Here is a 24,458-nt window from a genome sequence, read left to right as displayed (position 1 = left end):
AAAATGTCCAACACCAGTTTTATTATTGGTGCGTACCCCTGCGCACCCTCGTTTCACCAGAAAGGAGAACAAGAAGAACAAACCTTCTGGCGGGAACTTTCCGACACACCCAACATTCGCGGGCTGGAACAACCCTGCCTTGAGCATCTCCATCCTTATGGGGATGAATGGCTGTTCAGCCATACGCCGGGTGAATGGCAAATCGTGGTGACCGCCGTGATGGAAACCATGCGCCGCCGCGGCACAAACGGTGCGTTTGGCCTGGCCTCCGCCGATGAAGATCAGCGTAAAGCCAGCGTCGAATTTTACCGCCATCTGCATCAGAAGATTGCTGCCGTTCACGCCCGTTTTCCCGGGAAAGTCATTGCCCTGGAGATGCAGGCAGCCCCGCAGGCGGGCAATGCTTCCGTCGAGCAGGCAACCGAGGCGTTTTCACGCTCGATCCGGGAAATCGCGAGCTGGGACTGGGACTGCGATCTGGTGCTGGAACACTGCGATGCCATGACCGGCCCCGCACCACGTAAAGGCTTCCTGCCCTTAGCGCAGGTGCTGGAGGTGGTGAAAGAGACGGATATCAGCGTCTGCATCAACTGGGCGCGTTCGGCCATCGAAGGCCGTAACACTACCCTTCCGCTTGACCATGTTCAGGCCGCGCTCAGTGCCGGAAAGCTGGGTGCACTGATGTTTTCGGGCACGACCACCCGCGGGGAGTACGGAGAATGGCAGGATCTGCACGCGCCGTTTTCCTCATTCTGCACCGACAGTTTGATGACAACTGAACACGCGAAATCACTCTTTACTGCGGCGAGCGCCGCAACGTTGAAATTCTCCGGTATTAAATTACTGGAAATAAATGCTAATGCTGATGTCAGCCATCGCATCGCCATTTTACGCGACGGTATCAGCGCAATGAATAAAGCAACGCAATAACAATAAGAAAAGTTTATTCCGGTTACCTACTGAGAGATTAACTATGAATATTTCTACTCATTCTCTACATGCGGACATTCCGCGCCAGCGCTGGCTAAGAATCATTCCTCCTATTCTTATCGCCTGTATTATTTCATATATGGACCGCGTGAATATCGCGTTTGCAATGCCGGGAGGTATGGACGAAGAATTAGGTATTACCGCCACCATGGCAGGCCTCGCGGGCGGTATATTCTTTATCGGCTATCTGTTCCTGCAGGTTCCCGGCGGCAAGATTGCCGTGCACGGCAGCGGCAAGAAGTTTATCGGCTGGTCGCTGGTTGCCTGGGCGGTGATCTCTGTGCTTACGGGTCTCGTGACGAATCAGTATCAGCTGCTGGTGCTGCGCTTCTTACTTGGCGTGGCGGAAGGCGGGATGCTACCCGTTGTGCTCACCATGATCAGCAACTGGTTCCCGGATGCCGAGCGCGGTCGCGCCAACGCGATTGTGATCATGTTCGTGCCCATCGCCGGGATCATCACCGCCCCGCTGTCGGGCTGGATCATCACCGCGCTCGACTGGCGCTGGCTGTTCATCATTGAAGGTTTAATGTCCGTCGTTGTGCTGGTGCTGTGGGCGTTCACCGTGTACGACCGGCCGCAGGAAGCGCGCTGGATTTCAGAGGCGGAGAAAAACTATCTGGTGCAAACGCTGGCGGCGGAGCAGCAGGCCATCGCTGGCAAAGAGGTGAAAAACGCGTCACTCGGCGCAGTGCTGTCCGACAAAACCATGTGGCAACTGATCGCCCTGAACTTCTTCTATCAGACCGGGATTTACGGCTACACGCTCTGGCTGCCGACCATCCTGAAAGAGCTGACGCACACCAGCATCGGTCAGGTGGGCATGCTCGCCATCCTGCCTTACATCGGGGCCATTGCGGGCATGTTCCTGTTCTCCACGCTCTCTGACCGCACCGGCAAGCGCAAGCTGTTTGTCTCCCTGCCGTTGATTGGCTTCGCGCTCTGCATGTTCCTTTCCGTGGCGCTGAAGGAGAGTACCTGGCTGGCCTATGCCGCACTGGTGGGCTGCGGGTTCTTCCTGCAATCCGCCGCGGGCGTGTTCTGGACCATTCCGGCGCGACTGTTCAGCGCAGAGATGGCGGGCGGCGCGCGCGGCGTGATCAACGCCCTGGGCAACCTCGGTGGCTTCTGTGGCCCGTATGCGGTTGGGGTGCTGATCACCCTGTACAGCAAAGACGCGGGCGTTTACTGCCTGGCCGTTTCTCTGGCGCTGGCGTCGCTGCTGGCTCTGCTGTTACCGGCGAAATGCGATGCCGGCGCAGAGCCCAATCCCACGGTGACTCCACATAAACGTGCGGCCTGATGCCCTCACTCCAGCCCTCTCCCACGGGGAGAGGGAGAAAACCGAACCGTAGGCCGGGTAAGCGAAGCGTCACCCGGCGAATAAGTGAGATGAAGATGAGTGAAAAAGAGCCCTTCTGGCTGGGTATCGATTGTGGCGGTACTTATCTGAAAGCCGGTTTATACAACAGCCAGGGCAAGGAAGTCTGTATCGAACGTCGCTCCGTTGCCACGCTCAGCCCGCGAGCGGGCTACGCCGAGCGGGATATGCATGAGTTGTGGCAGCACTGCCATGCAACCGTCACCGCGTTGCTCAAACATTCAGGCGTAAACGGCAACCGGATTAAAGGCGTCGGCATTTCTGCTCAAGGCAAGGGACTGTTTCTGCTCGATAAACAGGACCAACCTCTGGGTAACGCCATACTCTCCTCCGATCGCCGTGCGCTGGAGATTGTGCAGCGCTGGCAGCAGGATGGCATTCCCGAAAAACTCTACCCGCATACGCGCCAGACGCTGTGGACCGGGCATCCGGCCTCGCTTCTGCGCTGGGTCAAAGAGAATGAGCCGCAGCGCTATCAGCAGATTGGTAGCGTAATGATGGCGCACGACTATCTGCGCTGGTGCCTGACCGGCGTGAAGGGCTGCGAAGAGAGCAACATCTCCGAGTCCAATCTCTACAACATGAATACCGGGAAATACGACCCACAGCTTACGCGCTGGCTCGGGATCAGCGAGATTGACGGCGCCCTGCCGCCGATTGTCGGTTCAGCAGAAATCTGCGGGGAAATCACCGCTCAGGCAGCCGCCCTTACCGGTCTCGCGGCGGGCACGCCCGTCGTGGGGGGACTGTTTGATGTGGTTTCCACCGCGCTCTGCGCCGGACTGCAGGACGAGCACACGCTGAACGCCGTGCTGGGCACCTGGGCCGTCACCAGCGGTATCGCCAGTACGCTTCGCAGCAACGAACCCTTCCCGTATGTCTATGGCCGCTACGTGCATCCGCAGCAGTATATCGTTCACGAAGCCAGCCCCACCTCGTCCGGTAACCTTGAGTGGCTCACCGCACAGTGGGGTGACATGTCGTTCAGCGAGATCAACCACGCCGTCGCCAGCCTGCCGAAAGCCGAAAGCGATGTGTACTTCCTGCCGTTCCTCTACGGCAGCAACGCCGGGCTGGAGATGACCAGCGGCTTCTACGGGATGCAGGCGCTGCATACCCGCGCGCATCTTCTGCAGGCGGTTTATGAGGGAGTGGTGTTCAGCCACATGACCCACCTCAACCGCATGCTCGAACGCTTTATTCACGTTCATGCCCTGCGCGTGACGGGTGGCCCAACCCATTCGGACGTGTGGATGCAAATGCTCGCCGACGTCAGCGGGCTGGCGATTGAGCTGCCGCAGGTGGAAGAGACCGGCTGCTCCGGCGCGGCGCTGGCGGCGATGGTGGGTACCGGTGTGTTCACCGACTTCCACTCAGCGCAGCGTGCACTCAAACATGACATCCGGGTCATCGAGCCCGACATGCGCGCCCATGCGGCCTATCAGCGTAAGTATCACCGCTATCAGCTACTGATTTCAGCACTACAGGGCTATCACGCCCGAGTTAAGGAGAACAACCTATGAGCCGACCATTACTGCAGCTGGCGCTCGACCATACCTCTCTTCAGGCCGCGCAGCGTGACGTCGCGACGCTTGCCGATCACGTTGATATCGTCGAAGCGGGCACCATTTTGTGCCTGACCGAAGGGCTAAACGCCGTGCGCGCCCTGCGCGAGCAGTGCCCGGATAAAATCATCGTTGCGGACTGGAAAGTGGCCGACGCCGGAGAAACGCTAGCAGAACAGGCGTTTGGCGCGGGCGCGAACTGGATGACCATCATCTGCGCCGCCCCGCTGGCCACCGTTGAGCGAGGTCACGAGGTGGCCCTGCGCTGCGGAGGTGAAATCCAGATGGAGCTCTTTGGTAACTGGACGCTGGACGACGCGCGCGCGTGGCATCGCGTCGGCGTGAAACAGGCAATCTACCACCGCGGGCGCGACGCACAGGCGAGCGGTCAGCAGTGGGGCGAAGCGGATCTCGCGAAAATGAAAGCGCTCTCCGACATCGGTTTACAGCTTTCGATTACCGGCGGCATCACCCCCGCCGACCTGCCGCTGTTTAAGCAGATCAACGTTAAAGCCTTTATTGCCGGGCGCGCGCTGGCTGGAGCAGAAAATCCGCCGCAGGTGGCGCAGGCATTCCATTCGCACATTCGCGACATCTGGGGAGCGTAACCATGCGTCAGCATCCGTTAGGGATTTACGAAAAAGCGCTGCCAAAAGATCTCTCCTGGCCCGAGCGGCTGGTACTGGCGAAAAGCTGCGGGTTCGATTTTGTCGAGATGTCTGTCGATGAAACCGACGAGCGATTATCGCGCCTCGACTGGAGCACCACGCAGCGTGCCTCTCTGGTTGAAGCGATGCTGGAAACCGGGGTGTCTATCCCGTCCATGTGCCTGTCTGCCCACCGTCGCTTCCCGTTTGGCAGCCGCGATGAAACCGTGCGCCAACGCGCCCGCGAAATCATGACCAAAGCCATCAGGCTGGCGCGTGATCTTGGCATTCGCACCATCCAGCTTGCGGGTTATGACGTGTACTACGAAGAGCACGACGAAGGCACGCAGCAGCGCTTTGCCGACGGGCTGGCGTGGGCGGTAGAGCAGGCCGCCGCCGCGCAGGTGATGCTGGCGGTGGAAATCATGGATACCGCGTTTATGAACTCCATCAGTAAATGGAAAAAGTGGGACGACATGCTCGCCTCGCCGTGGTTCAGCGTTTATCCGGACGTTGGCAACCTGAGCGCGTGGGGCAACGACGTCACCGCCGAGCTGACGCTGGGCATTGACCGCATTGCGGCTATTCACCTGAAAGACACCCAGCCCGTCACCGCGCAAAGCCCCGGACAGTTCCGCGACGTGCCGTTTGGCGAAGGCTGCGTCGATTTCGTTGGCGTCTTTAACACGCTGAATCAACTGAACTATCGCGGCGCGTTTCTGATTGAGATGTGGACTGAAAAAGCAAAAGAGCCGGTGCTGGAGATTATCCAGGCGCGCCGCTGGATTGAAGCCCGTATGCAGGAAGGAGGCATGACATGCTAGAACGACTCAAAGCCGAGGTACTGGCAGCAAACCTGGCGCTGCCCGCCCACCAGCTGGTGACGTTCACCTGGGGCAACGTCAGCGCGGTTGACCGTGAAAGCGGCATGATGGTGATTAAGCCCTCCGGCGTGGAGTACGACGTGATGACGGCGGAGGATATGGTGGTGGTGAATATCGCTACCGGCGAAGTGGTCGAGGGAAATAAAAAACCCTCTTCAGACACGCCCACCCATCTTGCGCTGTACCGTCGTTATCCGGAGATTGGCGGCATCGTGCATACCCATTCGCGCCACGCTACCATCTGGTCGCAGGCGGGACAGGATTTACCCGCCTGGGGCACAACGCACGCGGACTATTTCTACGGGGCGATCCCCTGCACGCGCCTGATGACCGCGGCAGAGATTGCCGGAGAATACGAATACCAGACGGGTGAAGTGATCATTAAAACCTTCGAGGAGCGCGATCTCAGCCCGATGCAGGTCCCGGCGGTGCTGGTCCACTCCCACGGCCCGTTTGCCTGGGGTAAAGACGCTGCCGATGCGGTCCACAATGCCGTCGTGCTGGAAGAGTGCGCCTATATGGGCCTGTTCTCTCGCCAGCTCGCGCCACAGCTTCCGGTTATGCAGCAGGAGTTGCTCGACAAGCATTATCTGCGCAAGCACGGGGTGAATGCCTATTACGGGCAGTGATCATCCGGAATTGATATGCTCTTTACAGTACCGCCGTTTCCAGACGGCGGGTGTTAGCCCGGTGTGCTTCGAAAAGATCTGCCGAAAATAGCCCACGTCATTAAAGCCGCAGCGGGTCGCCACTTCGGTAAGCGAGGCAGAACCATCCAGCAACAGCTTTTCCGCCGCCCTGACGCGCTGGCGATGTATTGCCTCCGTCAGGGTTAAATGGAACGTCCGGCGAAACACACGTCCGAGATAATCGGCATTGCAGTGCAACGCTTTTGCCAGCTGCGAGGTAGAAAGCGGTAAATGAAACTGCGTGCGAATAAGCTGTTTCGCCTTCCACGCCATTGCCGCACCGGCTTCATCTGCGTTATCTTCATAGCCTGATGAAATAGAAATTTGCTGCAAAATCAGTAATAAAATGATTTCCAGCGCCACGCTTCGCTGTAATTTCTCCTGCTCGCTCAGGAACTGGCGAAAAAGAGAAATTACATACTGTGCATCCCTCACGCGGCAGTGTTGTTCGATTGCCAGATTGGGCAACCGGTGCGGATGATGCTCAACCTCAAAATGCAGCCAGTAAAATTTAAGATCGGCCGGAAAGTCGCCCACGCCCACATGGCGACGGTCTGGCCAAAGCAGCAAACTCTCTCCTGCTTTTACCTCAAATAACGTGTTTTCTTCCTGAATCGTTAATGTCCCTTTTTCGACAAAAATAATCTCCCACGACGTTAATTTTCGCGCAGGGTGGCGGCCCACGCCCCGGGAGATAAATAACCCGCCATTTTGGACCTTAATCGGAAGCGCTATGGATAATTCAAGCATGGATATTCACCATTCCGCTTTTATTGCCGTTGATATTCAACTTACGCTTTGATTATTAATCAATATTCGAATAACTGTCCGATCGGAATCACATTTTTATCATCAGGTCGGAATCGTCATCTTTTTATACTTTTCCCTTCCCTTGTTGGCCTTTCCGTTCGGTGCAGAATAAATGCGTACCTTGCACAAATACGATAATAAATTCGATTACCGAGGAGTTACTTCATGACTTCCACACCGATTACAGAATCAGACGTGACACAAGGGGCAACAGAGGGCCGCTTGTCCGTGCGCGAAAAAATTGGCTACGGCCTGGGCGACGCGGGCGGGACGGTGATTACCTGCCTGATCATGAATTTTCTGACCTTTTTCTATACTGATGTCTTTGGCCTGACCCCTGCGCTTGTTGGCACGCTGTTTATTGCCCTACGTGTATTTGACGCCATTTCCGATCCGGTAATGGGCATTATTGCCGACCGCACGCAAAGCCGATGGGGGCGCTTTCGCCCGTGGCAGCTGTGGGTCGCCTTCCCGATCGGCATTATCGGTGTGCTGACCTTCACCGTTCCGGAAGCCAGCATGGGCGTGAAAATCGCCTGGGCATTCGGGACCTATCTGCTGTTGTCCGTCGGCTATACCGCCATCAACGTTCCCTACTGTGCGCTGATTAACACCATGACCACTCGCCACAACGAGGTGATCTCCTGCCAGTCCTGGCGCTTCGTGCTGTGCGGCGTGGCGGGCTTTTTGGTCTCCGTGGGTCTGCCATGGCTGGTCGCGGAGTTGGGCCAGGGCAATGCCGCGAAAGGGTATCAGCTTGGCGTCGGGGTGCTGTGCGCCATCGCGGTGGTGATGTTCCTGTGCTGCTTCTTCTGGGTACGCGAGCGTGTTCCGCTGGCGCTGATGGGGAAATTTACCCTGCGCGAGCATCTGGCCGGTCTGCGTAAAAACGATCAGCTGCTGCTGATGCTGGTGATGTCATTTCTGCTGATTAACGTCTTCAACATTCGCGGCGGCGGGTATATGTACTTCATCACATACGTGCTGCAGGGCAGTACCGCCTATACCTCGCTGTTTTTCACCATGGTGACCTTTGCCGCCATTCTGGGGGCGGTCATCGTCAGCCCGCTGTCGCGCCGTATTGATACCGTCAAACTCTACTACTACACCAACCTGGTGCTCGCCGCGCTCGCGGTGGGAATGTGGTTCCTGCCGGGTGGCCCGGCGCACCAGACGCTGTGGCTGATCGTCATTTTGAGCAACGGCGTCATTCTCGGGTTTACCCTGCCGCTGCACTTCTCGCTGATGGCCTTTGCCGACGACTATGGCGAGTGGAAAACCGGCGTGCGTTCGTCGGGCATGAACTTCGCCTTCAACCTGTTTTTCATCAAGCTCGCGTGGGCGTCCAGCGCCGGGATCATCAGCCTGGTGTTTATCGCCGTGGTCTACCAGCCCGGTGCGGGCAACCAGACGCCTGCGTCGCTGCAGGGCATCACCGCCATGGAGACGCTGCTCCCCGCTCTTTTCCATCTGCTGCTGGCCGTCTCTATCCGCTGGTGCAGACTCAACAACCCTATGATGTCGCGCATTGCTACCGACCTGCGCCAGCGTCACATATCCTCCTGAGGAGAACACGATGTCTATTATGGAAGCCGACCTGCATAAACTGAAAATTAACGACCCGTTTCTCGGGCAGTATCAACGGCTGGTGCGTGAGGTGGTGATCCCCTACCAGTGGGATGCGCTAAACGACCGCGTGACGGAAGCCGAACCCAGCCACGCCATCACCAACTTCCGCATTGCGGCCGGTCTGGAGCAGGGTGAATTCTACGGCATGGTATTTCAGGACAGCGACGTGGCGAAATGGCTGGAAGCCGTGGCGTGGTCGCTGTGTCAGAAGCCTGATGCTGAACTGGAGAAAACCGCCGACGAGGTGATTGAGCTGGTCGCGGCGGCGCAGTGTGAAGACGGTTATCTCAATACGTACTTCACGGTAAAGGCACCGGGCGAACGCTGGACGAATCTGGCCGAGTGTCACGAGCTGTACTGTGCCGGACATATGATAGAAGCGGGCGTAGCGTATTTTCAGGGCACCGGAAAACGCCGTCTGCTGGAGGTGGTCTGCAGGCTGGCAGACCATATCGACAGCGTGTTTGGCCCCGGCGAGAACCAGCTGCACGGTTATCCGGGTCATCCGGAAATCGAACTGGCGCTGATGCGGCTTTACGACATCACGCAGGAGCCCCGCTATCTCACTCTGGTGAAATATTTCATCGAGCAACGCGGCGTTCAGCCTCACTTCTACGATATCGAATACGAGAAGCGCGGCAGAACATCATACTGGAACACCTATGGCCCGGCCTGGATGGTCAAGGACAAAGCCTACAGCCAGGCGCATCAGCCGCTTGCTGAACAACAAACGGCCGTCGGCCATGCGGTTCGTTTTGTCTATCTGATGGCGGGCATGGCGCATCTGGCGCGCCTGAGCCATGACGAGGGTAAACGGCAGGACTGCCTGCGGCTGTGGAAAAATATGGCGCAGCGCCAGCTGTACATTACCGGTGGAATCGGCTCGCAAAGCAGCGGCGAGGCGTTCAGCAGCGATTACGATCTGCCCAACGATACGGTGTACGCCGAAAGCTGTGCCTCTATCGGTCTGATGATGTTTGCCCGCAGGATGCTGGAGATGGAGGCCGACGGCCACTACGCCGACGTGATGGAGCGCGCGCTATACAACACGGTGCTGGGCGGCATGGCGCTGGATGGTAAGCATTTCTTCTATGTGAACCCGCTGGAAGTGCACCCGAAAACGCTGGCGTTCAACCATATCTACGATCACGTGAAGCCCGTCCGCCAGCGCTGGTTTGGCTGCGCCTGCTGCCCGCCGAATATCGCCCGCGTGCTGACCTCGCTGGGGCACTACATTTATACCGTCCGCCAGGATGCGCTTTTTATTAACCTTTACGTGGGCAACGATGTCGCCATACCGGTCGGCGACGAAACCCTGGCGCTGCGAATTAGCGGTAACTATCCGTGGCATGAACAGGTAAAAATCGACATTACCTCGCCTGTTCCCGTCACGCATACGCTAGCCCTGAGGCTGCCAGACTGGTGTGCTACGCCTGACGTTTTATTAAATGGTGAAGCGGTAACGGGCGAGATCTCCCGTGGATACCTTTATCTCACCCGCAGCTGGCAGGAGGGTGACGTCATTACGCTAACGTTACCTATGCCGGTTCGCCGTGTGTATGGCAACCCACAGGTCCGCCAGCAGGCGGGGAAAGTCGCCCTGCAGCGCGGACCTCTGGTTTATTGCCTGGAAGAGGCCGATAACGGCGCCAATCTGCATCACCTTTCTCTGCCTGAAAACAGCGAGTTCAGGGTCTTTGAAGGGAAAGGGATTTTCGCGCACAAGATGCTAATACAGGCAGAGGGGATTGGGTGTCAGGTGAAGGACACGGATGCGCTGTGGCAGTACGATCGCTCGCCGGTACAACGTCAGCCCCGCACGCTGACCTTTATTCCCTGGTTTAGCTGGGCTAACCGGGGAGAAGGAGAAATGAGGATCTGGGTGGATGAAGGCTGAATATTTGCGGCCTGTTGCCCTCACCCCAACCCTCTCCCACGGGAGAGGGAGTAAACAGGCTTTACCGCATCAGAAACGCCAGGTCAGGCCAGTCATCAGCGCGAAGCTGTCGTCGCGGTCGATCATCGGGCTATTCTTCACGTCGTCAGGCAACACGGTGTAGACCGCGCTGGCGTTGAGGTACAGCTTCTGGGTTAACTGATATTTAGCCGCCAGGCCAACGTATGGCGTCCAGCTATCACCGGCGGTGTATTGATCCAGTCCTGAGCGGCGAGACTCGCTGCCGGATACGCCATAGTAGTAGTCGTTATAGCTTTCGTCGCTGTAGAACACACCAACAGAAGGCGTCAGGGTCAGGCGCTCCATCCTGATTGGACGGAAGTAAGATACCTCGCCGATCACGCCGCCGCTTTCATCCATGGCATCACCAGAGACCGCCACTTTGAGCGAACCCCAGCTCTCATGGCGGTAGTACGCGCCGCCGAGGAAGGCAGACGCTTTACGCTCATCAAGCTGTTTCATCTGATGGTCGTCGTTGTCATCAGGATCGAAATGCAGCGGCATCCACGTTGCGGTCAGGCTTAATTCATTTTTTGCGTCTTTCCACAGGATCCATCCACCCGTGGTCTGACGAACATAGAAACGATCGCCTTCATAGCTAATTAACGGTACTGCGGTAGTATTTTCGTTATAGCCTTTGTAAGGAGACTCATTAAATACAGCCCCCGCTCCAAGTGAAAAGTCACCGGCCATTGCTGAGGATGTTGCAAATAACGTGGCAGCGATGAGTAAATTGTATTTAATAGTCATTACATGTAATCCATTAAAATGCCAAACAAGCGAGGCGCATAATAATGGTTACAAATTTGCCAATGCAACGCTGCGGTTTATATAATATTATATATAAAATCATATAGATGGGTGCGCATGATGAATAAATTACAGCTAAAGCCACGCGAATTAAAAATTATATCCGTCATCGCAGCCACCCACAGCATTGGTGATGCCGCGGCCCTGCTGGGCATGGCGCAGGCCAACGTCAGTAAATATCTGTCTGATTTTGAAACGCGGGTTGGACTGAAGGTGTTTGAGCGCACCACGCGCCAGCTGGCCCTGACCCAGTTTGGTGAAGCGTTACTCCCTTACGTTAATGCCACGCTGGATAAGAACAGTCAACTCGTTAATTTCATTGCTGATTATAAGCATGAAAAGCGCGGAAAGGTCACAATCTATGCCCCCACAGGTATCGTGACCTATCTCGCGCGCCACGTGATCCATCAGATAGAAGACATCGGTGACATTCGCATCTCCCTGAAAACCTACAATCTGGACCGCAATGAATTTTCAGAAGGCGTTTCCTTTCCTGATGACTGCGACATTTTAATTACCTATGCGCAACCGAAAGACGAAAGCCTGGTCGCCAGCGTGTTGACAAAATATTCCGTTACGGCATTCGCAACCGTTGAGTATTTAAATAAACATCCCTTAATGGGACCTGAAGATTTAATTAACCACTCCTGCATTCTTATTGATTCCATGCTGGTCGATGATGCGAACATCTGGCGTTTCCGCGTGCACGGCAGTGATAACGTGCACGACTACCGGGTGACCGGTAATTATATTTGCGACAATACGCAGACGGCCCTGGAGCTGGCAAGAAATAATCTTGGGATTGTTTTTGCACCCAAAGAGAGTCTGAAGAAAGAATTAACGCAAGGGATGCTGGTCCCCTGCTTCCCGCATCAGGAGGAGTGGTGGCTCGATCTGACGGCCATCTTCCGCAAACGTGAATACCAGCCCTGGCGTGTGCAATACGTCCTGGACGGCGTTCTGAACTGCCTGCGCCAGCAAATTGCTCAGGCCGCCCATGGACGGCCTGAGCTGGGCGATTAGAACAGCCCCAGCGGTTTATCGGAGTAGCTGACCAGCAAACATTTCGTCTGCTGGTAATGCTCCAGCATCATCTTGTGGGTTTCACGCCCGATGCCCGACTGCTTATAACCGCCAAAGGCCGCGTGCGCCGGATAGGCGTGGTAGCAGTTGGTCCAGACGCGCCCGGCCTGAATGCCGCGGCCCATTTTATACGCCAGATTACCGTTGCGGCTCCAGACGCCTGCCCCCAGGCCATACGGCGTGTCGTTGGCAATCTCCAGCGCCTCCTCCATCGTTTTAAAGGTGGTCACGGCCAGCACCGGTCCGAAAATTTCCTCCTGAAAGACGCGCATGTTGTTCTGACCGAACAGGATCGTTGGCTCAAGGTAATACCCTTCCTGCAGATCTCCTCCCAGCACTTTACGGCGTCCGCCGGTCAGAATATCCGCCCCTTCTTTCTTGCCGATGTCGATGTAATTGAGGATAGTCTCCAGCTGTCCGTGCGAGACCTGCGCGCCCATCTGCGTGACGTTATCGAGCGGATTACCGCTGCGGATAGACTCAACGCGGCGAATGGCCCGCTCCATAAAGCGCTCATAGATGGACTCCTGCACCAGCGCGCGGCTTGGGCAGGTGCAGACTTCGCCCTGGTTAAACGCAAACAGCGCAAACCCTTCCAGGGCTTTATCAAAGAAGGCATCCTCTTCCTCCATCACGTCCGCGAAGAAGATGTTCGGGGATTTCCCGCCCAGCTCAAGGGTCACCGGAATGATGTTCTGCGTAGCGTACTGCATGATCTGCTGGCCCACTTCCGTCGACCCGGTAAACGCCACTTTGGCGATACGTTTTGAGGTAGCCAGATATTCGCCTATCTCCCCGCCAGCACCGTTGACCACGTTAATCACACCCGGCGGCAGAAGATCGCCAACGATTTCCATCAGCAGCAGCACCGAGAGCGGCGTCAGACGCGCCGGTTTCAGCACAATACAGTTCCCGGCCGCCAGCGCGGGCGCCATTTTCCAGCTCGCCATCAGCAGCGGGAAGTTCCACGGAATAATTTGCCCGACGACGCCCAGCGGCTCGTGGAAGTGATACGCCACGGTGTCGCTGTCTACCTCGCTTATTCCGCCCTCCTGAGCGCGAATACAGGAGGCAAAATAGCGGAAGTGGTCGATGGCCAGCGGCACGTCAGCCGCCATCGTTTCCCGGATAGGCTTGCCGTTATCCCAGGTTTCCGCCGTCGCCAGCAGCTCAAGATTCTGCTCCATCCGGTCGGCGATTTTGAACAAAATGGCCGCGCGGTCCTGAACGGAGGTATGAGCCCATTTCTCTTTCGCTTTGTGCGCCGCATCCAGCGCCAGGTCGATATCACGCTTACCGGAGCTGGCAATCTCACACAGCGGCTGGCCGGTAACCGGGGTCAGGTTGGAATAGTATTCGCCGTCGACGGGAGCGACCCAGTCGCCGCCAATAAAGTTGTCATAACGGGGCTTCAGCTTGAGGGGAAAACCATACTCGCCGGGCTGGATACGCGATGAGGGAGGATTGTTTGTCATGTCCGTCTCCTTGCTGTTGGTGTACAACAAGGGTAGTTCCGGCTGACGATTTTCTCGCCAGCCGGTAACGGTGTTTACGACGGAGGTCACGGAGTTTCAGGAAATAACAACGAATCTCGCAATAAATGATCGTTACCGCGACGGCGGGTAAAGCCGATGCGGTTGAAATACTCCAGGATCTGGATCGCCAGCTTGCGGCCCACGTTCAGTCGGTCGCGGAAATCGGCCGCGCAGGTGGAGCCCCGCTCCTGATCCAGCTCGCGGATCAGGTTGGCAAACGCCACAATACGATCGTTACGGTAATAACGATCTTTTACGATCGCGACTATCAGCCCCTGCTGCGCCGCATGGCGCAATACCTGACGCATCACCTGTTCATCGGTGTTGGTTTCGCGAGCCAGATCGCGAACCCACCACGGCTCATCACCAAACAGCGTGGCGACTTTTTGCCATATCGCCTCTTGCTCTGCGGTGAATCCGGCCTTGTGATCCGGCAGATGCAGCCAGCCGTGGTGGCTTTTAATCACCCCGCTTTCGCGCATGTTTTCAATCAGCAGCAGCACCAGCGCGTCGTCTTCCATCGGCAACGCCATGCGTCGCAGACGCTCACGGCCCGGGCCTGGCTCGTCCTGATGCTGTTCATGGTACGTCGCCAGCGTGTTCAGTATCTTACGCTGCCAGTGTGCCGCAACCGGGGCATTAAGCAGACTGTTTCCAGCCTGAATAAAGCCCGGCTGCCGGGTCAGCTGGATTAGGCCTTCCTCGCTCAGCTGGCGTGCCCATGCAAAATCACGCAGACTTACCGCGCCGCGATCGAGATGTACCCGCAGCGCGGCGTTATCATCGCTGGCCAGCGCCAGCGCGGCCAGCCACTGCAGATATTCAGGTTTACGCTTGCCGCGTCGCGGTGGATTCAGCGCGACGACCCGCGCCCCGGCCAGCGTTTCCCTTGCAGAAATGTCACGCAGTACCAGACGATCGTTATCTGCCAGCCAGAGCGGCGAATCGAATACCAGCTCGGCAAGGTCGTTTTCCAGCAGCGACACGCGCCCGGTGATATGGCTGGCCGCGTGGTGAATATGCAGCGGCTGCCACTGGGTCAGCGGCATGTGTGTCTGCAGGGAAACAATGACGCGTTCAGACGGTTCCGGCGGGGCATCGGCCAGCAGCCAGTCTCCGCGATTAAGCTGCTCTTTTTCCGCATCCCCGGCAATGTTCAGCGCGATACGCTGTCCGGCATGAGCACGCTCTGCGGGCTGGTTTTGCGCGTGCAGCCCGCGCACGCGCATCGGTTTGTTCACGCCCGTCAGCCAGAGCGAATCTCCCACGCTGACTTCACCACTCAGCGCCGTACCGGTAACCACCAGACCCGCGCCTTTGACGGTAAACGCCCGGTCAATTGCCAGACGGAAGCGGTGATGGCTGGCGTGATCGCGCGACGAAAGCTGCTGTAAGTGGTGGCGAAGTTCCTTGATACCCCGCCCTTCTGTCGCCACGGTGACAAAAAGTGGAGCATCGGCAAAACCATACTCCCGTAAGGTCGCCAGGACCGTTTCGCGCACCTCGCTGACGCGTGCGTCATCCACGCGATCGGCTTTGGTCAGCGCCACGGTCAGCTGCGGGTTGCCGGTCAGCTGCAGGATCGCCAGGTGCTCACGGGTTTGCGCCATGACGCCATCATCGCAGGCCACCACCAGCAGGGCATGATCGATGCCCCCCACTCCCGCCAGCATGTTGGACAGAAACTTTTCATGCCCCGGAACATCTATAAAACCCAGCACGCGGCCATCAGGCTGGGGCCAGTAGGCATAACCCAGATCGATGGTCATGCCGCGCTTTTTCTCTTCCGGCAGGCGGTCGGCGTTAATGCCAGTAATCGCCTGCAGCAACGTGGTTTTTCCGTGGTCGACGTGACCGGCGGTGGCAATAATCATTTCAACAACATCTCCAGAAATCGCTCTTCATCTTCAAGGCAGCGCAGATCCAGCCACATTCGGCCGTCGTAAATCCGCCCGATAACCGGCGTCGAGAGACCGCGCCAGCGCGACGACAGGGCGTCAAGATGGCTGCCGCGCCCGTCACGCGGCGTGAACGTGAGTGCTTCACTCGGCAGCCTGTCCACCGGCAGCGAACCGCTGCCAATCTGCGACTGGCAGGGCTCAATGCGAACGTCAAAATCAGGGTAGTGTGGGGCAATGCGCGGCAGCAGCAGTTCGGCCTGGGCGCGAATCGAGGCGGCATCGCGGCTTAACAGGCGCAGCGTGGGCAGGCGGTCGGCCAGTTTCTCCGGGTGGAGATAGAGCCGCAGCGTCGCCTCCAGCGCGGCAAGCGTCATTTTATCGGCGCGCAGGGCGCGCTTGAGCGGATGCTGCTGCAGCTGTGCAATCAGCTCGCGCTTGCCGACGATAATCCCGGCCTGCGGCCCGCCAAGCAGCTTGTCGCCAGAAAAGCTGACCAGGCTAACGCCCGCCGCAATCATCTCCTGCGGCATCGGCTCTTTTGGTAGCCCGTACAGGCTCAGATCCACCAGCGAGCCGCTGCCGAGATCGGCAATCACCGGGATATCCAGCTCACGCCCGATTTCCGCTAGCTCCGCCTCGTCAACCGTTTTGGTGAAGCCTTCAATATGGTAATTGCTGGTGTGGACCTTCATCAGCAGGGCGGTATTTTCATTCACCCCCGCGCGATAATCTTTCGCATGGGTGCGATTGGTGGTACCCACTTCATGTAACGTGCAGCCCGCCTGGCGCATCACGTCCGGAATGCGAAACGCCCCGCCGATCTCCACCAGCTCGCCGCGGGACACCACCACCTCTTTTCCGCTGGCGGTGGCCGCCAGCATCAGCAGCACCGCGGCGGCGTTGTTATTCACAATGCAGGCATCTTCCGCGCCGGTCAGCTGGCACAGCAGCTCCGCCAGCGCCCGGTCGCGGTGCCCGCGTCCGGCGCCGTCCAGATCGTACTCCAGCGTCACGGGCGTTCGCATGGCCTGCACAACCGCCTCGACAGCCTCTTCCGCCTGCTGCGCGCGGCCCAGGTTGGTATGCAACACGGTACCGGTCAGGTTAATCACCGGGCGTAACGCGCTTTGTGCCTTTCCATCCAGCCGGCGTTCAACTTCCTGCTCCCACGCCGTGCACCAGTCAGGCAAGGCGTTTTCTGACTGAATAGCGCATCGGGCTTCATCCTGAAGCAGGCGTAACATCTCCACCGTCGCGGTATGGCCGAAGCGCTCAACAACATCATGAATGCGGGGCTCGCGAAGAAGACGGTCGATAGCGGGGATCTGGCTGTACAGCGAATGATGAGTAGTCATGAAAGCGCCTGGCGAGTAAATATCTTCCCCCCTCCCGACGGGAGAGGGAGTTAACATGTGGAGGGATTGTACCGCCTCCGACGCCGAAGTGTTATAACCCGCGTCAAGCCTTTGGCGGTTCGGTACGGGCAAAGCTCTCGCGGCTAAACAGCGTGTCTGCCAGTTTCACCAGCAGCGGACGGTCGACGCACCAGCCCGGGGAGACGCGGCGGAAGTTGAGATAACCAATCGCGCAGGCGATGGCGATGGTCCCCAGGTTCAGGCTGTCGGGGTGAATCTTACCCTCCCGGATAAGTTGCTCGCACCTGTCCAGGCTGCGGCTGATTTTTTCCCGCTGGCGTAACAGTTCCGTTTCCGACTGCTGGGCGGCGGGTCTGGCCTGTTCACGTACGGAGGTTAACGCCGCATCCATAATGCCATCGGCCAGGGCTTCGATTTGCTTCACTGCCAGCGCCGCTTTTGGGTCAGCCGGCAGCATGGCCGGGGCAACGCCCAGCAGCTCGATATACTCCGCAATTATCGGGGAATCGAACCAGTATTCGCCCTCGTCCGTCACCAGCGCCGGGACTTTCCCCAGCGGGTTGTACTGCGCAACGCCGTTTTCCGCGTTGTAGGGCTGTTCATTAATGAATTCAAATTCAATCCCCTTCTCCAGCAGGAGAATCGAGATCTTTCGCACGAAGGGACTGGTATAGCTGCCGATGAGTTTCATTGCCTGATCCTTGATGCTGCAAAAAAGTCAGTATGGATCAAGCGATGAAAAAAGGGCAGGTCTGCGTGTCGCATTCCTGCCCTGGAAGGATTAGTGATCGAGGTAGAGGTAGTGCATCCAGCTGGTCATACGGAGCAGCACTTTACGCATGACCGAGACGTGGGCGAAGTGGTCCGAATAGACAGCCACCTGGGCAAAAATACCGTCTGGCAGCGCATCGACCTCCGCGTTAGGGTTCAGCTCAATGATGGCCTGCACACCATCACTACCCGGAGTGACCGTCAGCGACTGCAGCGCGCCCTGCGCCTGATAGGTCCCCCCCGGCACAACCGGCAGAATCGCGGTAAGCTTCCCGGAGAACACCTGACCCGGCAGCGCGTTAAACACCACTTCCGCTTCATCACCCGGCTTCAGACGCAGCAGCGAGTTCTGACGGAACTGGGCCACAATCTGACGCTTCTGTTCAGGAATAAAGACCATCACCGGGCGCAGAGGCAGCGCGGCGGCATAGGTCCCCGGACGGATCAGCACCTGGGTGATGTAACCATTGCTTGGCGCGCGCACCACGGTCTGATCCAGATTGTATTTGGCTTCGGCAAGCTGGGCGCGCAAGGAGGCAATCTGCGACTGTTCACCGTTCACCATGCTGTCTAACTGGCTTTGGATCTGCACCTGTTCAGCAACGGAGCCTTTCACCAGGGCATCCTGTGCCAGGTAGTTCTGCCGCGCGTTGTCGATATCGCTTTCAGAGAACGGATTCACCTTCGCCTGGCTGCCTTTCAGGTAGCGCTGATAATCTTTATAGAGGCGATCGCGTTCAGCGGAGACGCGCGTGGTATTGGCAACGGCTTCCGCCAGCTGCGCTTTCAGATTATCGATATTGTGCGTCGCGGTTACCAGGTCGGCCTGAAGTCTGTCGACGCGCGCCTGATAGCGGCCTGGATCCAGTTTAAATAACACTTCGCCTTTTTTAATGAGCTGGTTATTTTTATCGGTCACTTCGCTGACCACACCGGTCACCTGCGGCGTAATCGGAATGGAAATAACCGCTTTTTGCGCCGTAAAGGTATACGGGTGGTTATAGTTCATTAACAGAATAAGTCCGGCAACAATAAATACGCCGCCTAATGTTGCGGTGGCAAGCGTCCACTGGTTGACCGGAATTCGGAATATTTTAAAAATCACCCAGGCAAATGCCACGTAGGTCAAAATAATCAACAGATCCATGATTAGCGCTCCAGCGTGTTCTTATCAGCAGCAGGCTTTACCGCGGCCAGCTTTTGTTCGAGTTCCGCCACGCGTTTGGCGAGCGCATCCATGCCCGGGACCTCATCAGGCTTTGTAATGTGGTTTTGCATACCCCAGCCACGATCTTCGCGGTACAGGGTGGCCCAAATCCACAGGAACGGCCAGATGGCATGGAGCGTAAACAGGCTAATCCACCCTGCCGTATGAATTGCATCGGCATGCGGATGGTTACGCTTTTTGGCCATATTGTAAGGGATGTCATGAATGGCGATGATTCCGTAAAACAGAACCAGAAATACAAAAATCAATACGCCCAGCGCAAAATAGTTGAGAAACATATTCTCCTCACTTAAACAACGTCAACTCATTAAATTAATAAAACGGTACGCAACCTAATTAATTTTTATAAACACGGGGTTGTGTTCATTATTCCCAGGGCCGGGAAGTATGTATTTTTATAATATCTCCATGCAAGTTTATAAGCGTGTCAAAATATATCCTGAATAATAATAGACTTAACCTTACAATATGAGCGTAATCCACCTTTTAACTTTTCGCCATACCACACATGAAAAGTGGTTTTTTAGCTTATCGTGTCGTGCAATATCATCCTGGCGCTGAATCGCGAATCAGAGTTTGCCGCCGATCACAGCCGGAGAAATCCGCATAAAAATATTTTGTGAAATCAGTCACAATCCAGAAACAAACACATGAAATCAAAATGTGACAAACATCACGAAAAGGGGTGGTTTTTGCCGTATTTCTCGCCATCGTATTTTTTTTGCACACCTGTTTTGTGATTGAGATCACCTCATTGATGTCCACACCCCCTACATTTACGTGACATGTGTCACACAAATTTTCGCTGTCTGGACAGTTGAACGATTCAGTGCCAGATTTCACAGCATCAGAACAGGGTCCGGCTACCTCTGCCGCCTCATTAACAATAAACCTCGGGCCACAAGCCTAAGCGTAAACAGAAGAAGGGGTGTTTTATGTCATCCGATTTCAAGATCAAAGTTCAAAGCTTTGGTCGTTTCCTCAGCAACATGGTGATGCCAAATATCGGCGCGTTTATCGCGTGGGGTATCATCACCGCATTGTTCATTCCGACAGGGTGGTTGCCTAACGAAACGCTGGCGAAACTTGTTGGCCCAATGATTACCTATCTCCTGCCGCTGCTCATCGGTTTCACCGGGGGTCGTCTGGTGGGCGGTGACCGTGGTGGCGTCGTGGGTGCTATCACCACCATGGGTGTTATCGTCGGTGCGGATATGCCGATGTTCCTCGGGGCGATGATTGCCGGTCCTCTGGGCGGCTGGGCGATTAAGAAATTCGACGTCTGGGTTGATGGTAAGATCAAATCCGGCTTCGAAATGCTGGTGAACAACTTCTCTGCGGGCATCATCGGGATGATCCTCGCCATTCTGGCGTTCCTCGGCATTGGCCCTGCGGTTGAAGTGCTGTCCAAAATTCTGGCGGCAGGCGTTAACTTCATGGTTGCGCACGACATGCTGCCGCTGGCGTCTATCTTTGTTGAACCGGCGAAAATCCTGTTCCTGAACAACGCCATCAACCACGGCATCTTCTCGCCGCTGGGTATTCAGCAGTCTCACGATCTCGGCAAGTCTATCTTCTTCCTGATTGAAGCCAACCCAGGTCCAGGTATGGGTGTTCTGCTGGCGTACATCTTCTTTGGCCGTGGCAGCGCAAAACAGTCTGCTGGCGGTGCGGCGATCATCCACTTCCTGGGCGGTATCCACGAAATTTACTTCCCTTACGTGCTGATGAACCCACGTCTGATCCTGGCCGTTATCCTCGGCGGTATGACCGGTGTGTTCACCCTGAGCGTGCTGGGCGGTGGTCTGGTTTCTCCAGCCTCTCCGGGGTCTATCCTGGCGGTACTGGCGATGACGCCAAAAGGGGCTTACTTCGCAAACATCGCGGCGATCTTTGCGGCAATGGCCGTCTCCTTCGTGGTCTCTTCAATCCTGCTGAAAACCAGCAAAGTGAAAGAAGATGATGACATTGAAGCGGCAACCCGCCGTATGCACGACATGAAAGCCGAATCCAAAGGCGCGACGCCACTGGCAGCAGGTGATGTCTCTAACGACCTGAGCCACGTGCGTAAAATCATCGTTGCCTGTGATGCCGGTATGGGTTCCAGCGCAATGGGTGCAGGCGTGCTGCGTAAGAAAGTGCAGGATGCGGGCCTGACCAACATCTCCGTGACCAACAGCGCTATTAACAGCCTGCCGCCGGATGTTGACCTGGTCATCACGCACCGCGACCTGACCGAACGCGCCATGCGCCAGGTGCCGCAGGCACAGCACATTTCGCTGACCAACTTCCTCGACAGCGGCCTGTACACCAGCCTGACCGAACGTCTGGTTGCCGCGCAGCGTCACGAAGATAACGAAGTGAAAGTGCGCTCCAGCCTGCAGGACAGCTTTGACGAGAGCAATGCCCACCTGTTCAAACTGGGTGCGGAAAACATCTTCCTCGGTCGTACCGCGGCAACCAAAGAAGACGCGATTCGCTTTGCCGGTGAGCAACTGGTGAAAGGCGGCTACGTTCAGCCTGAATATGTTGACGCGATGCTGGAACGCGAAAAACTGACGCCAACCTACCTGGGCGAATCCATCGCGGTGCCGCACGGTACGGTCGAAGCGAAAGATCGCGTCCTGAAAACCGGCGTCGTATTCTGTCAGTATCCGCAGGGCGTGCGCTTCGGTGAAGAAGAAGACGACATCGCCCGTCTGGTAATTGGTATCGCCGCTCGCAACAACGAGCACATTCAGGTGATTACCAGCCTGACCAACGCGCTGGATGATGAGTCCGTCATCGAGCGTCTGGCACAGACTGAAAGCGTTGACGAAGTTCTGGCTCTGCTTAACAAATAACGGTACTCCTCCCTCTCCCCCCGGGGAGAGGGCTAGGGTGAGGGGGAAAACGTTCCTCACCCCAGCCCTCTCGGGTAAAAACATTGATGAAGGTTAACACTATGAAAGCATTACATTTTGGCGCAGGTAATATCGGTCGTGGTTTTATCGGTAAACTGCTGGCAGACGCGGGCATTACGCTGACATTCGCCGATGTGAATCAGGTCGTCCTGGATGCCCTGAATGCGCGTCATAGCTATCAGGTCCATGTTGTCGGTGAAAACGAGCAGGTCGAGACGGTATCGGGCGTCAACGCGGTCAGCAGCATCGGTGAAGACGTTATCGACCTTATCGCCAGCGTCGATCTGGTCACCACTGCCGTAGGTCCGGTCGTCCTTGAGCGCATCGCTCCTGCGGTCGCGAAAGGCCTGGCAAAACGTAAAGCGCAGGGCATCGACACCCCGCTGAACATCATCGCCTGTGAAAACATGGTGCGCGGCACCACGCAGCTGAAAGGCCACGTTCTTAACGCTGTAGCAGACGAAGATAAAGCCTGGGTTGAAGCGCACGTCGGCTTTGTGGATTCCGCTGTGGATCGCATCGTTCCGCCGTCCGAATCCGCCACCCACGATCCGCTGGAAGTGACCGTGGAAACCTTCAGCGAGTGGATCGTTGATAAAACCCAGTTTAAAGGCGCCCTGCCGACCATTCCGGGAATGGAATTAACCGATAACCTGATGGCATTTGTCGAACGCAAACTCTTCACGCTGAACACCGGGCATGCTATAACCGCGTACCTCGGAAAATTGGCCGGTCATCAGACCATTCGTGACGCGATCCTCGATGAGAAGATCCGCGCGGTGGTAAAAGGGGCAATGGAAGAGAGCGGCGCGGTGCTGATCAAACGCTACGGTTTTGATGCTGAGAAACACGCAGCATACATCCAGAAAATCCTCGGTCGCTTTGAAAACCCGTATCTGAAAGATGACGTTGAGCGCGTGGGCCGTCAGCCTCTGCGCAAACTGAGCGCGGGCGATCGCCTGATTAAGCCACTGCTGGGCACGCTGGAATACGGCCTGCCGCACGCCAACCTGGTGAAAGGGATTGCCGCCGCAATGCACTACCGCAGCGAGCAGGACCCGCAGGCGCAGGAACTGGCTCAGCTGATTGATACCAAAGGCGCACAGGCTGCGCTGGCGCAGATTTCCGGTCTGGACGCCAACAGCGACGTGGTTGTGGAGGCGGTTAACGCATACAACGCAACCAAATGATGCACAGTGAGGCGCAGGTTAGCCTGCGCCCAGATAACAGATTGTCAGATATGCAGGCAATAATGGAACAAACCCAGGCCTTTGAAAATCGTGTGCTTGAGCGTCTGAATGCTGGCAAAACCGTACGAAGTTTCCTGATTGCCGCCGTCGAGCTGTTAACCGAGGCGGTGAATATCCTGGTGCTTCAGGTGTTTCGCAAAGACGACTACGCGGTAAAATATGCTGTAGAACCGTTACTGGACGGAGACGGACCGCTGGGCGATTTATCCGTGCGTCTGAAGCTGATTTATGGTCTTGGCGTACTGAACCGGCAAGAATATGAAGATGCGGAGCTGTTAATGGCGCTGCGCGAAGAACTCAATCATGACGGTAACGAATACACCTTTACCGATGATGAGATCCTGGGGCCCTTCGGCGAGCTGCACTGCGTCACCGCGCTGCCCCCTGCTCCCCATTTTGATAACAGCGACCCTGAGCTCTACGCGATGCAAAAGCTGCGTTATCAACAGGTTGTCCGTTCCACGATGGTTCTCTCCCTGACTGAGCTGATTTCACGAATCAGCTTAAAAAAAGCGTTTCAGAAGTAAGCCTGCTCACATTGGTGTATCCTTCCCTGTAAATTCCCCGTTTTCAGAGTTATTTGTCATGAAAGAAGTCGAAAAGAACGAAATTAAACGCCTGAGCGATCGCCTGGATCTGATCCGTCACCAGATGGCGGGCCTGTCACTGGTCGATTCCGCCGAGAAGTACGCCGAGCTGGAAAAAGAGGTCGCCACGCTGGAAACAGAAATCGAGCGCCTGCGCGAAGTGAAAGGCCAGAAGCTGAGCAAAGAAGCGCAGAAGCTGATGAACATGCCACACCGTCGTGCGATCACCAAAAAAGAGCAGGCCGACATGGGCAAGCTGAAGAAAAGCGTCCGTGGTCTGGTGGTGGTACACCCGATGACCGAGCTTGGCCGCGAAATGGGCCTGAAAGAGATGACGGGCTTTTGTAAGACCGCGTTCTGATAATTCCCCCTCTCCCCGTGGGAGAGGGTCGGGGTGAGGGCATCAGGCCCCACCCCCACTTCAAATTGGCCCAACCAATCCCCCTTTTCTTTCTCCCCTGG

21 protein-coding genes are annotated in these 24,458 nt (G+C 56.6%); 13 read left to right on the top strand and 8 right to left on the bottom strand.

Annotated elements, in window-relative coordinates; genetic code table 11:
• Positions 1 to 3: 3 nt before the first annotated feature.
• From AC4IC4_RS00700 to araD, 6 genes are all read left to right on the top strand, one after another.
• Positions 4 to 930 carry a DUF4862 family protein gene (locus tag AC4IC4_RS00700; protein ID WP_491471994.1) on the top strand — a complete coding sequence of 309 codons (927 nt, stop codon included), beginning with the start codon at positions 4 to 6 and terminating at the stop codon, positions 928 to 930.
• A 43-nt stretch (positions 931 to 973) separates the two neighbouring features.
• On the top strand, positions 974 to 2,293 hold the full coding sequence (locus AC4IC4_RS00695; RefSeq protein WP_491471993.1) for an MFS transporter: 1,320 nt from the start codon (positions 974 to 976) through the stop codon (positions 2,291 to 2,293).
• 95 nt (positions 2,294 to 2,388) lie between these two features.
• Positions 2,389 to 3,894, top strand: coding sequence for an FGGY-family carbohydrate kinase (locus AC4IC4_RS00690; protein WP_491471992.1), 1,506 nt, complete (start codon positions 2,389 to 2,391; stop codon positions 3,892 to 3,894).
• Positions 3,891 to 4,544 carry a 3-keto-L-gulonate-6-phosphate decarboxylase UlaD gene (ulaD, locus tag AC4IC4_RS00685; protein WP_024909050.1) on the top strand — a complete coding sequence of 218 codons (654 nt, stop codon included), beginning with the start codon at positions 3,891 to 3,893 and terminating at the stop codon, positions 4,542 to 4,544. The genes AC4IC4_RS00690 and ulaD overlap by 4 nt, the downstream gene beginning before the upstream one ends.
• Before the next feature lie 2 nt (positions 4,545 to 4,546).
• Positions 4,547 to 5,407 carry an L-ribulose-5-phosphate 3-epimerase gene (locus tag AC4IC4_RS00680; protein WP_491471991.1) on the top strand — a complete coding sequence of 287 codons (861 nt, stop codon included), beginning with the start codon at positions 4,547 to 4,549 and terminating at the stop codon, positions 5,405 to 5,407.
• Positions 5,401 to 6,096: an L-ribulose-5-phosphate 4-epimerase gene (gene araD, locus AC4IC4_RS00675; protein ID WP_491471990.1), complete on the top strand. Its 696-nt coding sequence runs from the start codon at positions 5,401 to 5,403 to the stop codon at positions 6,094 to 6,096. The genes AC4IC4_RS00680 and araD overlap by 7 nt, the downstream gene beginning before the upstream one ends.
• On the opposite strand, the gene AC4IC4_RS00670 is transcribed toward araD, so the two are convergent.
• A complete protein-coding gene (locus AC4IC4_RS00670) occupies positions 6,097 to 6,906 on the bottom strand; it encodes an AraC family transcriptional regulator (protein ID WP_032650777.1) in 810 nt (269 codons plus the stop codon).
• A 225-nt stretch (positions 6,907 to 7,131) separates the two neighbouring features.
• Between AC4IC4_RS00670 and AC4IC4_RS00665 the strand changes: the two genes are divergently transcribed.
• Together AC4IC4_RS00665 and AC4IC4_RS00660 are read left to right on the top strand one after the other, a co-directional pair.
• On the top strand, positions 7,132 to 8,532 hold the full coding sequence (locus tag AC4IC4_RS00665; RefSeq protein WP_491471989.1) for an MFS transporter: 1,401 nt from the start codon (positions 7,132 to 7,134) through the stop codon (positions 8,530 to 8,532).
• A 10-nt stretch (positions 8,533 to 8,542) separates the two neighbouring features.
• Positions 8,543 to 10,492, top strand: a complete 1,950-nt coding sequence (locus AC4IC4_RS00660; RefSeq protein ID WP_491471988.1) for a glycoside hydrolase family 127 protein — start codon at positions 8,543 to 8,545, stop codon at positions 10,490 to 10,492.
• A 69-nt stretch (positions 10,493 to 10,561) separates the two neighbouring features.
• On the opposite strand, the gene AC4IC4_RS00655 is transcribed toward AC4IC4_RS00660, so the two are convergent.
• The gene (locus AC4IC4_RS00655) at positions 10,562 to 11,302 is read right to left on the bottom strand and encodes a MipA/OmpV family protein (protein ID WP_491471987.1); all 741 of its coding nucleotides are present in this window, start codon (positions 11,300 to 11,302) and stop codon (positions 10,562 to 10,564) included.
• A gap of 117 nt (positions 11,303 to 11,419) precedes the next feature.
• On the opposite strand from AC4IC4_RS00655, the gene AC4IC4_RS00650 reads away from it, so the two are divergent.
• The gene (locus AC4IC4_RS00650; protein WP_491471986.1) at positions 11,420 to 12,385 is read left to right on the top strand and encodes a LysR family transcriptional regulator; all 966 of its coding nucleotides are present in this window, start codon (positions 11,420 to 11,422) and stop codon (positions 12,383 to 12,385) included.
• Here the strand turns inward: AC4IC4_RS00650 and aldB are convergent.
• The 6 genes from aldB to AC4IC4_RS00620 form a co-directional block, all read right to left on the bottom strand.
• Positions 12,382 to 13,920, bottom strand: a complete 1,539-nt coding sequence (gene aldB, locus AC4IC4_RS00645) for an aldehyde dehydrogenase AldB (RefSeq protein ID WP_024906595.1) — start codon at positions 13,918 to 13,920, stop codon at positions 12,382 to 12,384. The two genes, AC4IC4_RS00650 and aldB, sit on opposite strands and share 4 nt — an antisense overlap.
• An 86-nt stretch (positions 13,921 to 14,006) precedes the next feature.
• Positions 14,007 to 15,854 carry a selenocysteine-specific translation elongation factor gene (gene selB / locus AC4IC4_RS00640; RefSeq protein ID WP_491471985.1) on the bottom strand — a complete coding sequence of 616 codons (1,848 nt, stop codon included), beginning with the start codon at positions 15,852 to 15,854 and terminating at the stop codon, positions 14,007 to 14,009.
• On the bottom strand, positions 15,851 to 17,236 hold the full coding sequence (gene selA, locus AC4IC4_RS00635; RefSeq protein WP_491471984.1) for an L-seryl-tRNA(Sec) selenium transferase: 1,386 nt from the start codon (positions 17,234 to 17,236) through the stop codon (positions 15,851 to 15,853). Before selA ends, selB begins: the two co-directional genes overlap by 4 nt.
• Positions 17,237 to 17,339: 103 nt before the next feature.
• Positions 17,340 to 17,948, bottom strand: a complete 609-nt coding sequence (locus AC4IC4_RS00630) for a glutathione S-transferase (protein ID WP_157188431.1) — start codon at positions 17,946 to 17,948, stop codon at positions 17,340 to 17,342.
• A 90-nt stretch (positions 17,949 to 18,038) separates the two neighbouring features.
• Positions 18,039 to 19,175, bottom strand: a complete 1,137-nt coding sequence (locus tag AC4IC4_RS00625; protein WP_491471983.1) for an HlyD family secretion protein — start codon at positions 19,173 to 19,175, stop codon at positions 18,039 to 18,041.
• A gap of 2 nt (positions 19,176 to 19,177) precedes the next feature.
• Positions 19,178 to 19,534 (bottom strand): DUF3302 domain-containing protein, encoded by a 357-nt coding sequence (locus AC4IC4_RS00620; protein WP_024906600.1) that lies wholly within the window; start codon positions 19,532 to 19,534, stop codon positions 19,178 to 19,180.
• A 657-nt stretch (positions 19,535 to 20,191) separates the two neighbouring features.
• Between AC4IC4_RS00620 and AC4IC4_RS00615 the strand changes: the two genes are divergently transcribed.
• The 4 genes from AC4IC4_RS00615 (at position 20,192) to AC4IC4_RS00600 (ending at position 24,357) form a co-directional block, all read left to right on the top strand.
• Positions 20,192 to 22,099 (top strand): PTS mannitol transporter subunit IICBA, encoded by a 1,908-nt coding sequence (locus AC4IC4_RS00615; protein WP_032650759.1) that lies wholly within the window; start codon positions 20,192 to 20,194, stop codon positions 22,097 to 22,099.
• Positions 22,100 to 22,200: 101 nt separating this feature from the next.
• On the top strand, positions 22,201 to 23,349 hold the full coding sequence (mtlD, locus tag AC4IC4_RS00610) for a mannitol-1-phosphate 5-dehydrogenase (RefSeq protein ID WP_024906602.1): 1,149 nt from the start codon (positions 22,201 to 22,203) through the stop codon (positions 23,347 to 23,349).
• Positions 23,346 to 23,936: a mannitol operon repressor MtlR gene (gene mtlR, locus AC4IC4_RS00605; protein WP_032645094.1), complete on the top strand. Its 591-nt coding sequence runs from the start codon at positions 23,346 to 23,348 to the stop codon at positions 23,934 to 23,936. Before mtlD ends, mtlR begins: the two co-directional genes overlap by 4 nt.
• Positions 23,937 to 23,994: 58 nt before the next feature.
• Positions 23,995 to 24,357, top strand: a complete 363-nt coding sequence (locus AC4IC4_RS00600) for a YibL family ribosome-associated protein (protein WP_024906604.1) — start codon at positions 23,995 to 23,997, stop codon at positions 24,355 to 24,357.
• The last annotated feature ends 101 nt before the right edge of the window (positions 24,358 to 24,458 follow it).

The organism is Enterobacter sp. Taxon_2, from assembly GCF_058355295.1.
The sequence above is the reverse complement of the archived record's forward strand: the minus strand, read 5'-3'. Positions and strand labels throughout refer to the sequence as shown.